The sequence below is a fragment of the Aequorivita capsosiphonis DSM 23843 genome (assembly GCF_000429125.1).
Taxonomy (GTDB): Bacteria; Bacteroidota; Bacteroidia; order Flavobacteriales; family Flavobacteriaceae; genus Aequorivita; species Aequorivita capsosiphonis.
The window spans coordinates 152,693-168,749 of the sequence record NZ_AUBG01000001.1 but is presented as its reverse complement, the minus strand read 5'-3'; the positions used below and the strand labels follow the sequence as shown (position 1 = coordinate 168,749).

At 37.9% G+C, this 16,057-nt stretch carries 11 protein-coding genes and 1 pseudogene; 3 read left to right on the top strand and 9 right to left on the bottom strand.

The genetic code is table 11. The features are described from left to right. Positions 1 to 265: 265 nt before the first annotated feature. From G440_RS0100940 to G440_RS19200, 9 genes and pseudogenes are all read right to left on the bottom strand, one after another. Positions 266 to 742 (bottom strand): DIP1984 family protein, encoded by a 477-nt coding sequence (locus G440_RS0100940; RefSeq protein WP_026449575.1) that lies wholly within the window; start codon positions 740 to 742, stop codon positions 266 to 268. Between the two features lie 256 nt (positions 743 to 998). Continuing rightward, positions 999 to 2,243 carry a threonine ammonia-lyase IlvA gene (gene ilvA / locus G440_RS0100935; RefSeq protein ID WP_026449574.1) on the bottom strand — a complete coding sequence of 415 codons (1,245 nt, stop codon included), beginning with the start codon at positions 2,241 to 2,243 and terminating at the stop codon, positions 999 to 1,001. Further along, the gene (ilvC, locus tag G440_RS0100930) at positions 2,243 to 3,286 is read right to left on the bottom strand and encodes a ketol-acid reductoisomerase (RefSeq protein ID WP_026449573.1); all 1,044 of its coding nucleotides are present in this window, start codon (positions 3,284 to 3,286) and stop codon (positions 2,243 to 2,245) included. The genes ilvA and ilvC overlap by 1 nt, the downstream gene beginning before the upstream one ends. A gap of 89 nt (positions 3,287 to 3,375) precedes the next feature. After that, a complete protein-coding gene (gene ilvN / locus G440_RS0100925) occupies positions 3,376 to 3,903 on the bottom strand; it encodes an acetolactate synthase small subunit (protein WP_034258730.1) in 528 nt (175 codons plus the stop codon). Positions 3,904 to 3,909: 6 nt separating this feature from the next. Further along, positions 3,910 to 5,604, bottom strand: coding sequence for a biosynthetic-type acetolactate synthase large subunit (ilvB, locus tag G440_RS0100920; RefSeq protein ID WP_026449571.1), 1,695 nt, complete (start codon positions 5,602 to 5,604; stop codon positions 3,910 to 3,912). A gap of 16 nt (positions 5,605 to 5,620) precedes the next feature. Continuing rightward, the gene (ilvD, locus tag G440_RS0100915; protein ID WP_026449570.1) at positions 5,621 to 7,297 is read right to left on the bottom strand and encodes a dihydroxy-acid dehydratase; all 1,677 of its coding nucleotides are present in this window, start codon (positions 7,295 to 7,297) and stop codon (positions 5,621 to 5,623) included. Next, entirely contained in the window at positions 7,297 to 8,187 is an 891-nt protein-coding gene (locus tag G440_RS0100910; protein ID WP_026449569.1) for a branched-chain amino acid transaminase, read from the bottom strand. The genes ilvD and G440_RS0100910 overlap by 1 nt, the downstream gene beginning before the upstream one ends. A gap of 809 nt (positions 8,188 to 8,996) precedes the next feature. Next, the gene (locus G440_RS0100900) at positions 8,997 to 9,719 is read right to left on the bottom strand and encodes a pirin family protein (RefSeq protein ID WP_026449568.1); all 723 of its coding nucleotides are present in this window, start codon (positions 9,717 to 9,719) and stop codon (positions 8,997 to 8,999) included. 89 nt (positions 9,720 to 9,808) lie between these two features. Then, positions 9,809 to 10,303: pseudogene (locus G440_RS19200) on the bottom strand (YceI family protein); the annotation flags it as partial. Between the two features lie 721 nt (positions 10,304 to 11,024). Between G440_RS19200 and G440_RS0100890 the strand changes: the two are divergent. From G440_RS0100890 to G440_RS20505, 3 genes are all read left to right on the top strand, one after another. Next, positions 11,025 to 12,521: an acyl-CoA dehydrogenase family protein gene (locus G440_RS0100890; RefSeq protein ID WP_034258728.1), complete on the top strand. Its 1,497-nt coding sequence runs from the start codon at positions 11,025 to 11,027 to the stop codon at positions 12,519 to 12,521. Between the two features lie 1,071 nt (positions 12,522 to 13,592). Further along, on the top strand, positions 13,593 to 14,318 hold the full coding sequence (gene ric, locus G440_RS0100875) for an iron-sulfur cluster repair di-iron protein (protein WP_026449565.1): 726 nt from the start codon (positions 13,593 to 13,595) through the stop codon (positions 14,316 to 14,318). Between the two features lie 677 nt (positions 14,319 to 14,995). Then, positions 14,996 to 15,307: a ferredoxin reductase domain-containing protein gene (locus G440_RS20505; RefSeq protein WP_051285055.1), complete on the top strand. Its 312-nt coding sequence runs from the start codon at positions 14,996 to 14,998 to the stop codon at positions 15,305 to 15,307. Positions 15,308 to 16,057 lie beyond the last annotated feature (750 nt).

The window sequence follows — 16,057 nt, the reverse complement described above, 5'->3', positions numbered from 1 at the left end:
TGGATCCCGAGCCCACCTCAGTCTGGATTCTTGATCGGAAAACTATGACTTTCAATTTATAAGCCTGATTAAAAAAATGATCGGTCAGTACCTGGTAGTAATTTTTACACTATACAATTGTAACAGGTAAGCAGTAATGGGTCCTAAACATTAAATTTTTGCCACAACCCAAGCGGCTCCATGTTGGTAGCGTTTTCAATTTGCCCCGAAAACCAATACCGTGAAAAAGGGGCTGGCACTCGCCCCGACCATTCCGCCTTTCGGCTTAATCTTTTAATTCAGTGAGCCAATTGATTTCTTGGATCTTACTGTCAAGCTCTCGAAAAGCCCTTCCTGTTTGATCCATTTCAATTTGCAGCTTTTTGATATTAATCGTTGTTTTAAGATTGGTATCGCCACTATTATTTACTTGGGCTGCATACCTTATATTTCTTAATTTTTCAGAAAGCATTTTTAATGAATCCCTTTTAGCAAGAGCTTCCATAAGAGATCCTTCCCCTTCAACCAGGGTTTCATTATTTGTTTTGTTTATTCTTATAATTACCGTTTCTAAATCCTGTATCGTTTGCCGCAGCTGAGCGAGCAATTTGTCTGGGTCTTCTTGTGGAAGTTTATCATCAGACACGATTAATACGGGTCTGATTCTATTTTGAAGATGTTCTATTTTCTTCATAAGATCTGCTCTTAACAATAGCCCTTCAGCAAGTTTAGTCTTTCTAGTGTTTAATGGTTGTTCTGTCATTTTATAATTCTTCTAAATACCAGGTTTTAATTCAAGCATTGGAATAGGCGAGTGGTACTCTAGTTCCCAGCCTATGCTTTTGAAATTATTCTCCTGAAAAAAAATGCGTTTTGCAAATATTAATAAAAATTGCTGTCACAGTTATCGAAACAATCCTTGATTCTCAAAAGTAAGTTCAAATTTAATGAGACTTTTGGCAGGCACCTTTTAAAAGCATTGCTGACAATTTTCGGTAAGTTAAGAGTTTTAATTTAAGTTATGAAATAAGGTGCGTAAACAAATCTTTATTCCCATTTAGGTATTGATAGGTGAATTTTTTGGCGTTTAGTTTTTCTTCAATCTGAAATAAATCATCCTTGTTTTGCAATTCTATTCCTACAACCACTGGCCCAGTTTCTCTGTTGTTTTTCTTTGAATATTGGAAATAGGCAATATCATCCCGCGGACCTAAAATATCGTTCATAAATTCCTTTAATGCACCTGGTCGCTGCGGAAATTGTATTAGAAAATAATGCTTCAGTCCTTCGTATAATAAAGATCGTTCTTTTATTTCTTCGGTTCGGGTAATATCGTTATTGCTTCCGCTAACAATACACACTACATTTTTTCCTTTTATCTTTTCCTTGTAAAAATTTAGGGCAGCAATCGTTAATCCTCCCGCAGGCTCTACGATGATGGCTTCTTCATTATACAAACGCAAGATTGTGGTGCAGATTTTACCTTCTGGAACAAGGACAATATCCTCTAAGTAGTCTTTACAGATCTGGAATGTTTTTTCGCCCACACGTTTTACGGAAGCGCCATCTACAAATTTGTCAATATTTTCTAAGCTTGTATTTACTCCTTTTTCGATCGAATTTTTCATCGATGGAGCGCCAGCTGGTTCCACCCCAATGATTTTTGTATTCGGACTCAATTTCTTAAAAACCGTACTTAAACCTGCTGCTAACCCGCCGCCGCCAATAGGGACAAATAAATAGTCAATAGGAACGTGGCTGTCTTCCAAAAGTTCCAAGGCAATCGTTCCTTGCCCAGCCATTACTTTTTCATCATCGAAGGGATGAATAAATATGGCTTTAACTTGATTGCAAAAATGCTTGGCTTCTTCGGAGGCTTCATCAAATGTATCACCTTTTAAGACTATCTCTACTTTATCTTTTCCAAAGAGTTTTACCTGTTTTATTTTTTGTAGAGGAGTAGTAACTGGCATAAAGATCGTTGCCTTAATATTTAATTTATAGCAGGCATAAGCCACACCTTGCGCGTGATTTCCAGCACTCGCGCAAACAGCTCCTTTTGCTTTTTCTTCTTCTGAAAGTGATACAATTTTGTTGTAGGCACCTCTCAATTTGTAGGAGCGTACAGGTTGTAAATCTTCTCGTTTTAAGAAAACTTGAGCGGAAAATTCCTCGCTCAAGTTTTCGTTTTTCATTAATGGCGTTTGAAGGGCAACGTTTTTTATACGCTCCCTCGCTTCATATACTTTCTCTAATAATTCCATTATTTGGTGGGTCTTAATTTTCGTACTTCTAATCCGGTTTGCCACAATTCGCTGTTTTTCATCACGTTTAATTCCTCTTCCAGTTTCACGCGGTAATCAGGTTTGCTATTGGCTTCAATAACTATTTCGGCTTCCTTGCCAGAAACTACGCTGTCATACAATTCATTTAAAACAGGTTCGGTAGCTTCACGAAATTTCCCTTTCCAATCTAGTGCGCCGCGCTGTGCGGTGGTGGAACAATTTGCAAACATCCAGTCCATTCCGTTTTCTGCGATAAGTGGCATTAAACTTTGGGTGAATTCTTCCACAGTTTCATTAAAAGCTTCACTTGGGGAATGCCCGCGCTGACGAAGGACATTGAATTGCGCTTCAAAAATTCCTGCAACTGCTCCCATTAAAACGCCGCGTTCGCCAGTAAGGTCGCTATATACTTCTTTCTGAAAAGTAGTTTCAAACAGATATCCCGAACCAATAGCGATCCCTAATGCCAAGGCTCGTTCCTTTGCTTTTCCGGTTGCATCCTGAAAAACCGCATAACTGGAATTCAGCCCTTCTCCGTTTAAGAATAGACTTCTTAGCGATGTTCCCGAGCCTTTTGGTGCAACTAATAATACATCTACATCTTTAGGCGGAACGATGCCGGTTTTTTCGTGAAAAGTAACCCCAAATCCGTGTGAGAAATAAAGCGCTTTTCCTCTGGTTAGATGTTTTTTCATTCCTTCCCAAGCTTGTATTTGTCCGGCATCGGAAAGTAAATTCATCACTACTGTTGCTTTTTCACAAGCTTCTTCCACTTCAAAAAGTGTTTTTCCTTCTTCCCAGCCATCAGCCAAGGCTTTTTTCCAACTTCCCGTTCCTTTGCGTTGCCCCACAATAACGTTAACGCCGTTGTCTTTTAAATTGAGCGCTTGCCCTGGACCCTGAACTCCATAACCAATCACGGCTACCGTTTCGTTTTTTAATACTTCTTGTGCTTTCTTAAGTGGAAATTCATCGCGTTTTACTACGTTTTCCTGTACTCCTCCAAAATTTATTGTTGCCATTTTTATTATTGTTTATTACTATTGATTATTGTTATTATTTATTTCTATTGAACATTGAACATTGAACATTGAGAATTGAACATTTCCTCCTAGTCATTCGATTCCTCCAATTCCTTTAGATAAGTACTAAACTCTTTCATAGGTTTGGTTACCGCCACTCTTCCGGAGCGTGCAAATTCAAGCACTCCGTAAGGTTTTAAGCTTTCGAATAATAATTGGGTTTCTGCTACGTGTCCTGTTTTTTCGATGACCATAAATAATGGATCTACCGTCAGGATTCTGGCGTGATGTTCCCGAATCACTTTTTCAACATCGCCATTGGTTAGGCTTGCGGTCTTAATTTTGTAGAGTGCGATTTCTTGGTGAACTACTTCGGAATCTTCGTGAACAAAGGCTTTAAAAACATCTATTAGTTTTTCAAGTTGCCCGATAACTTTATCTACTTGCTCTCTAGTTGTTCTTAAAACAATGGTATATCGAAAAACTCCTTTCACTTCCGATTCTGATGCGGTAATGCTATCGATATTCAAATGTCTGCGCGTAAAAATGATGGTAACGCGATTCATCATCCCGATGCTGTTTTCTGTAAAGACTGATACTGTATATGTTTTTTTCATTTTTATTTATTTTAAACGAACTTCTGATACTGAGGCGCCGGTGGTCATCATGGGGAAAACATTTTCTTCCTTGGCAACCATCACTTCCAATAAGTATGATCCGTTGTGATTCAGCATTTCTAATAAGGTTTCTTTTAAATCTGTCCGTGCTTCAACTTTTGTTGCTTCAATGCTATAGGCTTTCGCAAGTGCTACAAAATCTGGGCTTACCATATTTGTAAAGGAATAGCGTTTCTCAAAAAACATTTGTTGCCACTGCCGCACCATTCCAAGAAATCGATTGTTTAAAACGATGATTTTTACAGCTACTTCACTTTGTAAAATAGTTCCCAATTCTTGCAGTGTCATTTGAAATCCTCCGTCTCCGATGATGGCTATTACAGGTTTTTCTGGAGCGCCAAACTTTGCGCCGATGGCTGCGGGAAGTGCAAATCCCATTGTACCCAAGCCTCCTGAAGTAACATTGCTTTTCGTTTTGTTGTATTGATAATAGCGCGCCGTCATCATCTGGTGTTGCCCTACATCTGTTACTACGATCGCCTCTCCCTTGGTTAATTCTGAAAGCATTTTGATTACTTCGTCCATTTTTATTTCTTCGGAATGCAAAGCTTTGGCACTTTCTTGAAGCGTTTCCACTTCGGTGGTTTTAGCGTCTTTAAATTCTTGTAACCAAGCAGTACGTTGCTTTTTATGTACCAATTCGGTTAATACTTTTAAGGCTTCTTTCGCATCGGCATGAACAGCGACATCAGCTTTGATAATTTTATTCAATTCGGAAGCATCGATGTCCACGTGAACCACTTTTGCTTGTTTGGCATATCTAGAGATATCGCCGGTAACTCTGTCATCGAAACGCATTCCGATGGCAAGGAGCACATCACATTCATTGGTTTTTATATTAGGTGCATAATCTCCGTGCATTCCTAAATATCCAACATACTGCGGATGATGATTCGGAAATGCACCTAATCCCAAAAGTGTGGACGCCACTGGAATTCCTGATTTTTCAACAAATTCCAGCAATTCCTTTTCCGCATTGGATAACATAATTCCCTGCCCAATTAACAAATACGGTTTTTTGGCTTCATTAATTAATTTTGCTGCTTCTTCCGCCACCGATTTTTTCAACTTTGGTCTCGGGTAATAGCTTCTAATGTTGGTGCATTTTTCATATTCAAAATCCATTTCCCCAAATTGCGCATCCTTTGTTATATCGATCAGTACGGGTCCCGGGCGGCCAGATTGTGCGATATAAAAAGCTTTGGCAATAGCAGCAGGAATATTTTCTGCTTTGGTAACTTGACAATTCCACTTGGTGATTGGCATGGAGATTCCTACCACATCCGTTTCCTGAAAAGCATCGGTGCCTAAAAGGTGCGAGGCCACTTGCCCCGTGATGCAAACCAACGGCGTTGAATCAATTAAGGCATCTGCCAGGCCAGTTATTAAATTGGTAGCTCCAGGCCCTGAAGTGGCGAACACTACCCCTGTTTTGCTTGAGGTTCGTGCATAACCCTGAGCTGCGTGAATGGCACCTTGTTCGTGACGTACCAAGATGTGATTTACCGAATTTTCATAATCATATAAAGCGTCGTAGATCGGCATGATGGCTCCGCCGGGATATCCGAATATTGTATCCACATGCTCAGCTACTAAGGATTTCATTACCGCTTGTGCCCCTGTTATTTTTGTTGAGTTCATTTCCTGTTTTTTAAAATTAATTATCGGTTACACAGCCGGTTGAAGCACATGAAACACATTTGGCATATTTGTATAAAACTCCTTTCGTCGCTTTGAGTTTGGGCTGTTTCCATTCGAATTTTCGTTTAGCTAGTTCGTCTTCGCTAACTTTTAATTGGAGCGTGTTATTTTTTGTATCGATGGTAATGTTATCTCCGTCTTCTACAAGTGCAATGGTTCCTCCATCGTAAGCTTCAGGAGTAATATGCCCAACCACAAAGCCGTGAGTACCTCCTGAAAATCTTCCATCGGTAATTAAAGCAACGTCTTTTCCTAATCCCGCGCCCATTATTGCGGAAGTTGGTTTTAGCATTTCGGGCATTCCGGGGCCACCTTTTGGGCCGCAAAAACGAATTACCACCACATTCCCTGATTTTACTTCTCCGTTTTTTATACCTGCAATTACAGCGTATTCATCATCGTAAACTTTTGCCGTTCCTTCAAAATAGTCGCCTTCTTTCCCGCTTATTTTTGCCACACTTCCTCCAGATGCTAGGTTTCCGAAGAGAATTTGTAAATGTCCTGTAGGCTTTAAAGGCGATTTTAACGGAAGAAATACATCCTGACCTTCTGTTAAACTCGGCACATCAGCTAAATTTTCGGCTACTGTTTTTCCGGTAACTGTTAAGCAATCTCCGTGTAACAACTTGTTTTCCAATAGATATTTCATTACCGCCGGAACGCCGCCCACAGCGTGTAAATCTTCCATCAAGTATTTTCCGGATGGTTTTAAATCGGCCAAGACAGGGGTTTTATCACTTACTTTTTGAAAATCTTCCAAAGTCAATTTTATATCAACCGAATGTGCCATGGCTATCAAATGCATCACGGCATTGGTAGAGCCTCCAAGAACTGTAACCATCGTCATCGCATTTTCGAAAGTCTTTTTTGTCATGATGTCTTTCGGCTTGATGTCTTTTTCCAGTAAAACCTTAATTGCTTTTCCGGCGTTTAAACACTCTTGATTCTTTTCGGCACTCAAAGCAGGATTTGAGGAACTGTAAGGCAAGCTCATTCCCAAAGCTTCAATTGCGGAAGCCATTGTATTTGCGGTGTACATTCCGCCGCAAGCGCCAGCGCCGGGACACGCATTTTTTATGACTCCTTTAAAATCCTCGGGAGTTATGGTATTGCTGAATTTCTTTCCTAAAGCTTCAAATGCCGAAACGATGTTTAAGGATTCGCCTTTCCATTTCCCAGAATGAATGCTTCCACCGTAAATCATTATTGAAGGACGGTTCAATCTTCCCATCGCCATCACGGAACCCGGCATATTTTTGTCGCAACCCACTACGGCTAAAACTGCATCGTACCATTGCGCGCTGACTACTGTTTCAATAGAATCTGCAATAACATCTCGAGAAACCAATGAAAATCGCATCCCGTCTGTGCCGTTGGAGATTCCATCACTTACGCCAATGGTGTTAAAAATTAAGCCGACAAGGTTTTCAGATTTCACTCCAAATTTCACTGATTTCGCCAAATCGTTTAGATGCATATTGCAGGTATTGCCTTCATAACCGGTACTTACAATGCCTACTTGGGCTTTTTGTAAATCTTCTTCCGTTAACCCGATGCCGTAAAGCATGGCTTGTGCGGCTGGTTGGGTTTCGTCTTGGGTTATTGTTTTGCTGTATTTGTTTAATGTGCTCATTAGTATGTTGTGCTTAGTGTTTTTTCTGATGCTCTAACCAATTGCGAATAGGCTTCCTGTAATTTATTTCCTAGGCTATCGCTCCATTCTTTAGGAAATTTTCTTTCGTCTACGGATTCAATCCCAATGACTTCAGCCGCCGTTCCGCAATAAAAAGCGCTATCGGCCAAGGCTAATATTTTAGGTTTGTAAAGACCTTGTTTCACTTCAACCCCCATTTCTTCAGCTAATTCCAAAACTGTAGCGCGTGTAATTCCTGGAAGAATGTTTCCTAATTGAGGTGTGTATAAAACGCCATCTTTTTCAAAAAACAGGTTGGCGCCGGGACCTTCAGCTAAATAACCATCGCTATCTAAAAGCAAAGCTTCGTCAAAACCTTTGTCTTTTGCCTCGTTGGTGGCTAGGATGGAATTCACATAATGACCACAAACTTTAGCCTCAATTTTTATGGAACGCGGGTGCGGTCGGCAGTAGGAGGAAAGCGTTAATCGCAATTGTTTATCGCCTAAATAGGCGCCCCATTCCCAAGCGCAGATCATTATGGAAACCTTGTTGGGTCTGGAAAGTGACATATTTGGATCGCAGAAAACTAACGGACGAACATAAGCATCGGTAAAGTTGTTTTTTTCCAAAAGCTCATAAGTGGCGTCCACTAATTCCTGCACATCGTAATCGAACGGAATTTTGATGAGTTCTGCTGAATTTTTTAATCGGTCATAATGTTCTTTTACCTTAAAGACACGAGTGCCATTATCGCTAGCATAGGCTCGGATTCCTTCAAATACGCCATAACCATAGTGAAGGGTTTGGCTGTAAAGATCTGTTGAAGCTTCGTTGGCTTTGACAAACTTGCCATCGAGATAGATTAGCGTGTTGTTGTTGTAATACATATTGGTTTGATTTTAATTTTTGGGTTTATTAAATAAAAAAAGCCTTTCTCAAATGAATGAGAAAGGCTTAAAGTTTGGACAATACCAGCCTGACTCACCCGGGTGGGCAAATAATAATAATGCTGATAATTATGATGGTACTTGTTTTCATGTTTCGAACTTGTGTAAAATAAAAAAGCCTTTCTCAAATGAATGAGAAAGGCTAAAAATTGGATATACCAGCCTGACTCACTCTGTGGAGCGAATAATAATGCTGATAATAATTATGTTTTTATATGTTGTCATTTCTAGATTTTGAAGCAATAAAAAAAGCCTCCTGATTTCTCGGGAGGCTTTTTAAATATTTCGAATATATTTTATAGCATTCCCTCAGCAGCTGTGATAATCACATTTGCTATAATAATTGAAGGAATAATATTTAGATTGTTCATTGTTGTTTCTAATTGTGCGACAAATGTATGTAAAAAAATAAACGAACAACTATTTTAAATAAAAAAAGTTGATTTATTTGAAGTGCCGCTGCACTATGATTTTTTTCTTCTGACAAACTCAAATGTTTAGATCAAAAATCCATTGAATAGATTCTAATAATTAAAAAACTAAACAATGTGCCGTCCAAAAGCATTACAAATGAAATTTTAAAAATCGCCATTCGGGAACATTAATAATTTTGAGAGAATGAATTTAAGTGCTTTGTTAAAGGCTATTCTGAAGCCTTACTCGTTTGAATTAATCTATTTTTTCAAATTTTCGAGAACTTGCCTTTAATAGATACTTAGTTCAACATTCTCAACTTCAATTTTCATAGTTTACTCAGGTAGCGCCATTGGCACGTCCATTAAAAGTATTTCGAAATCTTCAAGGGCTTCCAGTTTGAAAGCATCCGTCTCGCTAATTCCCAAACCATCTCTTCTTTCCAAAATTTGGTCGCCGATTTTAGCCTTGCCGTCAAGGATAAAAACATACACGCCATTGCCCTCTTTTTTAATGGTATATTCCTTGACGGTTCCCTGATCGAATTTCGCTAAATAAAACCACGCATCTTGATGGATCCATACGCCTTCATCTTCTTTGTCAGGTGAAACGATCAGCTGAAAATCATTGGGTTTTTCGTTTTCAGCAAGCCTTATTTGATCATACCGAGGAGCGACGTTTTGTTCCTTTGGAATGACCCAAATTTGAAGGAACTTCACGTCTTTGTCGCTATTGGCATTTTTTTCGGAATGCACAACTCCGGTTCCCGCGCTCATTACCTGTACTTCTCCTATTTTTATGATTCCGTTACTTCCCATACTGTCACCGTGTCGTAGGTCGCCTTCTAAGGGAATGCTGATAATTTCCATATCTCGATGCGGATGTTTTCCAAATCCCATTCCTCCCGAAACGGTATCATCGTTTAATACCCTAAGGACGCCAAAATTCATCCGTTCAGGATTGTGGTAATTTGCAAAACTAAAGCTGTGGTAGGAATTCAACCAACCGTGATTGGCGTGTCCTCTTGTATCTGCTTTGTGATATATCGTTTTACTCATTGCTGAAAAATTTGTTTTGGTATTCGTGAATCTTGGATTGCATTTTTTGTAATTTTAGTAGCTCGTGAGCCCTGCCCTGAGGTATTTTATTATTGCTTGATAAATTCAAGATTGGCTATCAGCCTCACTTTATCACTCACTACAACATTACCAGCTTCGGTTACTGCGTTCCAGTTTAATTGGAAGTCCTTACGGTTAAGAGTTCCCGTAGTTTCAAAACCTGCTTTGGTCTGTCCATATTGGTCATCGGCTATTCCGTTGAAATCAACTTGAAGGGAGATTTCCTTGGTTACATCTCTAATCGTCAAATCGCCGACCACCGTTTCTCCATCAAATGATTTTGACTTGAAAATTAGATTAGGGAACTTTTCAGCATTGAAAAAGTCATCCGACTTTAAATGCGTGTCTCTGTCCTGATTTTTTGTGCTGATGGAATTGATTTTTGCACTGAAACTGAATTTTGCATCTTTAAAAGTGTCATCAGCTGCTTCTACAGTTGCCTCAAACTCACCAAAACTCCCTGAAACTGTAGAAATCATCATATGTTTTACTTTGAATTCTATTTCAGAATGTGTTGGATCTAATTTTCAAATTGTTTTTCATGTTGTATCCATTTTTTTCGGTTTTTGAGTTAGACGTTTTATTTTACTACAAAACTACGAAGCGATATAATGCTGTGCATTGATGTATGGTAAGAAGATGAAGTTGAAGATGAAGGTGAAGTTGAAGTTGAAGTTGAAGGTGAAAATGAAGATGAAAAATGATTTGTTATAGCTTTGAAAACAAACGGTATTGCTGGGTGTTTTAGTAAAATTAATTAAGAAAAAACGAAAATAACTGAATTTCAACTTGGCTGAAATGAAGTAGGATAATAAATTATTTCTTTAAGTTTTTTAGCGCCAATTCCTTACGGACGCGGCTTAAACTTTTTGGGGGGAATTCCTAAATAAGAAGCAATCATTGTTTGAGGAATGCCCAAATGGGTGTCGGGTGGATAACAATATACTTTAGATAGCCATCATGGATTTCAGATAAACAAGGCTGCATCCTAGATCAGTTAATAAAGCCATTTTTTCGTTTTCTTCCGCAATTGATTTTACAAATTAGACAATTGTTTAAACTCATTCTAAATAATATTTATTATTTTTGAAACTGGAAAATCGATTGACAAATTTGCACTTACAAACCCATTTCAAATGATTTGAAGCTGATGATAGAACAACTTCAAACTAATTGCAATAGTAACGATGGATTTCCTTGAATAATCTAAAATAACGGCAAATAAAGCCTAGAATCATTATCCCCATGGAAGCACAAACTAAATTCTCGGTATTCATCAAAGATTTTGAAGCCACTCTAAAGCAATCATTTCATGTGAAAGATGATATTGATCAGTTAAGCCTAGAACGCGGCTTACCTCCCGAAATTTTAGCAAAGATTATGTCAAAAAACCCCTTATCTGTCGCGATTCCTGCAGAATACGGAGGTCGTGGGAGCCACGTAAAAGAATGTTTGGAATTGCTGTCGGTTGCATCATACGAATCGCTCTCCCTTTCGCTTATCTTTGGGATAAATATCGCCTTGTTTTTAGAACCTATTTCAAAATACGCTGATCCATCGGTAAAGGCTGACATTTTTAATCGCTTTCTCAAGAATCAGAATATGGGGGGGCTTATGATTACTGAACCTGATTTTGGCAGCGATGCTTTAAACATGGAAACTTTCAGTACTGAATCTAAAGATAGCTACAAGGTTAAAGGTTCAAAGCATTGGCAAGGGCTTACGGGAATGGCAGACTATTGGTTGATTGCCGCCAGAAAGAAAATGGACAATGGCAATCTATCGCGGGACATGGATTTCTATATTGCCGATAATACAAAAGAAAAACAGCAGATAAAGGTTGAAGAAATCTATGACAATGCCGGTCTTTTTATGATTCCGTACGGTTTAAATAATCTGGATATTGAAATTCCAAAATCGCAGAGATTGATTCCTGAGACCACAGGGATAAAAATGATGCTTGATATCCTCCATAGAAGTAGGTTACAGTTTGCAGGGATGGGCGCTGGTTTTATAAGACGGATGCTAGATGAAGCCACTGAATACTGTAAAAGCCGAATTGTAGGAACCAGTAATCTATTGGCGTTGGATCAGATTCAATACCAATTATCCAGAATCCAAGCAGCTTTTACCATAAGTTCAGCAATGTGCGTAAGAAGTGTTGAGATAAGCGGTTTGGAAAATAACCTTGCTACCAATGGACTGGAAGCGAATAGCATGAAAACCGTAGTGACCGATTTAATGCATGAATCCGCCCAAATTTTAACCCAAGTTTCGGGTGCAAATGGGTATAGGATAAGCCATATTGGAGGCCGAGGAATTATGGACAGCAGACCTTTTCAAATATTTGAGGGGTCTAACGAAATGCTGTATTCCCAAATTTCCGACATGATAATCCGTTCCATGAAAAAGAAAAAGGTCTCAAATATATTCGAATTTTTAAAATCGCAGGATCTTACTGCCGAAGCGAGTGATTATTTCAAGAAAAACCTCAATTTTGATATTTCCAGTAATCTTTCCCAACGGAAAATGGTGAATTTAGGGAGGATAATCGCTCGGGTAATTAGCGTGGGCTATGTACTGAATATGCAGGGTAAAGGATTTAGAAAAGATCTGGTTGATAATTGCATCGTGATGGTACAACAGGAAATAGCCGGTCTATTCAGTGCTTTTCATTTCGATAATTCGGTAAAAGTAATTGAAGATTATTCTTCTAACAGCTCTTGGTTAAAATTTGTATAGGCCTTGTTAAGACTATTCAACTCGTTCCCTAGAAACGCAGTAAATTGATAAACACACAATAGGAAACTTGGAAAAGTGGACCTAGCATTGACCTTTGTAAAATTGTTTTAATCCTATTGGAGAATCACCAAGTTTATAAAATAAAGCTAAAAGCACGGCAGTAACGAACTGTCTTGAGGTACCCGCTTTTTCAAATCTGCGGCCAGAGCTTATTACTGAAATTTTTATTTTTTTAAAAGGCTTATAGAGCTTAACTAGAAATTGAATCTTGCTTGGTTTTTACTAGAACCCAACGAGGTTTATAAAAAATTAGATGGAGAAAAGGTGCAGAAAACTCACTGTGTGAATATGGATTTCAAAGGGTAGATTGCCGAAATTGTATCGAACTACGTAGACAAAGGAAAGAAAGTTGCAACAGAAACCTATCTGGAAAAATTATAAAACTAGTCTTTGATCTTTGTTGATTTCCTATTCATCAATTACTTGCCGCGGTCTGCTCTAATTGTTATTTTTTTATAATGGCAACGCTTTCAGCAGTTTTACCCTGTCGCTCAAAAATTAATGCCAGTAAATAGCGATATTCAGCATTTTGAGGTTCGATTTTTAAAGCTACTTTAATCGTTTTTTTTGGCTTTATTCCATTCCTTTTTTTGATAATAATAAGTGGCTAAATTGTAACTGGCCGGCGTATTTGTAGGATCTACTGCTATTGATTTATTTAAATCAGAAATGGCAGCAGCGTCTTTATTTGCTTCAAAATTGAATAAACCCCGGAGATAATACGCTCTCCTGGAACTCGAATCTTTTTCTTTAAGTGTGTTTAGCGTTTCCAACTTCTTTGACGAAACCACCTGTATGTAAGAAAACTTTACAGGTTGTTTAATTCGGATAAATTTGTACTAAATAAAAAAAATGTCTACTTTTGTATTTAGAATGATTCAAAATAAACTAGTAAAAATAATCTTGAACTAAAAAGAAAATATATTCCTTGATAATGACACTTGAGTCTAAAATCAATTTCAGGATAAAGCACAATAGAACTTAATCTAAATTCTTAATAAATTATAACTTATGGAAACTACAATAGAAAAAAATATAGGAGACCTCGTGGCCAAGGATTACCGTGCCGCCCAAGTGTTCAAAAATCATAATATCGATTTTTGCTGTAATGGGGAACGACCACTTTCACAAGTTTGCCTGGAACACGAACTAGATGTGCAGCAATTGCTGAATGAATTGGAAGAGGCTACCAAGGAGGCGGGCAACGATAATACAAATTATGAAAATTGGCCTTTGGACCTATTGGCTGACTATATTCAAAAAACTCACCATAAGTATGTTACAAGACAAAGTGAAATTCTCTTACCGTATTTAGAAAAGATTTGTCAGGTACATGGTGAAGAACATCCTGAACTCCTAGAAATCAACACACTTTTCAACCAAACTGCTGCTGCGATGGCAACGCACATGAAGGAGGAAGAATCGATTTTGTTTCCTTTTATAAAACAACTCGTTAATTCCGAGGAAGAAGGGAATGTCTTAATTCCACCCTCGTTTAAAACCGTAGAAAATCCAGTGGCAATGATGAAAGATGACCACGATGCTGAAGGCGAACGTTTCCGGGAAATAGTGAGACTGAGTGGCAATTACACTCCGCCAAGCGATGCCTGCAATACCTATAAAGTAACCTTTGGACTTTTGCAGGAATTTGAAAATGATTTGCACAAGCACATTCACTTAGAAAATAATATTTTGTTTCCGAAGGCAATAAAACTTGAAAAAGTCTTACTGAATTAACGAGGTTTAATGGAAACCTTCTTTCCAAAATAAAGGGACCCTACGCGACAGCGATACAAAAATATTTGGAGGACGTATAAAATTGAAATCGATGGAAAACAATCCATTGATTGTCCAGAAAAGTAATTCAAATTCAGGGTAGCGTCTACTATGAAAATGGAATTACTGTCTTTATTATTAATTAACGGGGTGGACTGGGTTATAACTACTAGGTTATATCGCTTTTGTTTACCCCTTTTCTTTTTCAGTTTTTTGCTTCTTGCCTCTGGTTGTAATCGTTGTAATCCATTGAAATCGTGAAGAAAGAGGATTGTAGAAAATATGAATCTCTAAATGGAAATCTTCTTTAAGAATAAGGTTCATGTCTCAAGGAAAAAGGCGACGCTGGTTTTATAGCTATTTCTACCGCAACAAGCCGAAAAAGCTTGGCAAGGTGACATTCAATGATCTCGCCAAATTAAAGACTACTAACAACATAAATTTGTAATTTTCTCTTAGGCTATAACATTCTCGATATTAAGTTAAAACATTAAAAAATAATACGAAATGAACGGAACATGGCGAGACGAACACCCTAAAAAAATCTTGGAAACGAAATATTTAAGTTCGAATGTTAAACGTTTCCGGACAACAAAACCAAAAGACTATCAATTTATACCGGGGAGGCAACGGATATTGTGATTAACCAACCCGAATGGCTAGATAAAGGGAGAGCTTTTACCTTTACTGGCTTAAATGAATGGTATTTCTTGGAATTTACAATTAAGATTTATAAATATCAGCATAACGTTACAAATCAACTAGATAGTTTAAAAGAGGGAGACGAACTGATAATCCACGATTACTTCGGTGATATTTTATACGAGAACGCTGGAACCTTTATTGCTGGAGGAGCTGGAGTGACTTCTTTTATTGCTAATTTCAGGCAGCTTGAAAAGGATAATCGACTAGGGGGTAGCCGGTTGATTTGCTCTAACCAGACCGAGTAAGATATTATTCTTCAGGGAGAGTTTGAGCGTTTATTAGGTGATAATTTTATAAATACACTCACTTGTAGCCGTTCTGATAATTATCATTTTGGTCGAATTAATAAAGAGTATTTAAAGGAGGTGATAAGTGAATTTTTACAATATTTTTATATCTGTGGCAGTGTCAAAATGATGGAGGCGATTAAAGAAATTCTCATAGACTTAGGTGCCGATGAAGAAAAGATAGTGATAGAATTAGACTTTAATACGGAGGTGCTAGATTAACAAAGGGGATATATCGTATCATTCTCAAAAGTTTTGTATGAATTGAAATAGAATTCTTCCTTTACAGATTAGCCACAATTTTTGGATAAACACGACAATGGGGCTTGATCCCTCACAACACCTAATTAAACACCTGTAAAAATAAAGCCCCGTAAACACTAGTGTTTCGGGGCTTTTAAGCGGAGAAAGAGGAACTAACCAGAATTTTTTAAAGATAGCATTTATAGTAGGTGAGGAGCGGATAATATTTTATACGCACCGAATTGCGCACCTTTCTTGAAATTTTAATATTATATAAAGTTTCTATCATAAATATTACAAAAGCATTTTAAAACATAGTAAAGTTCTTCTGTGGCAATTGTGATATTTTGAAAAGTTGATTAATTTTTCAAAATTGATTTGACTTTCATTCATTAGACTTTTCAATTTATAAAAAGTAGTATAGATTTTAGTGAAAATAAAAAGGCTCCTAGTTTAAAAGGAGCC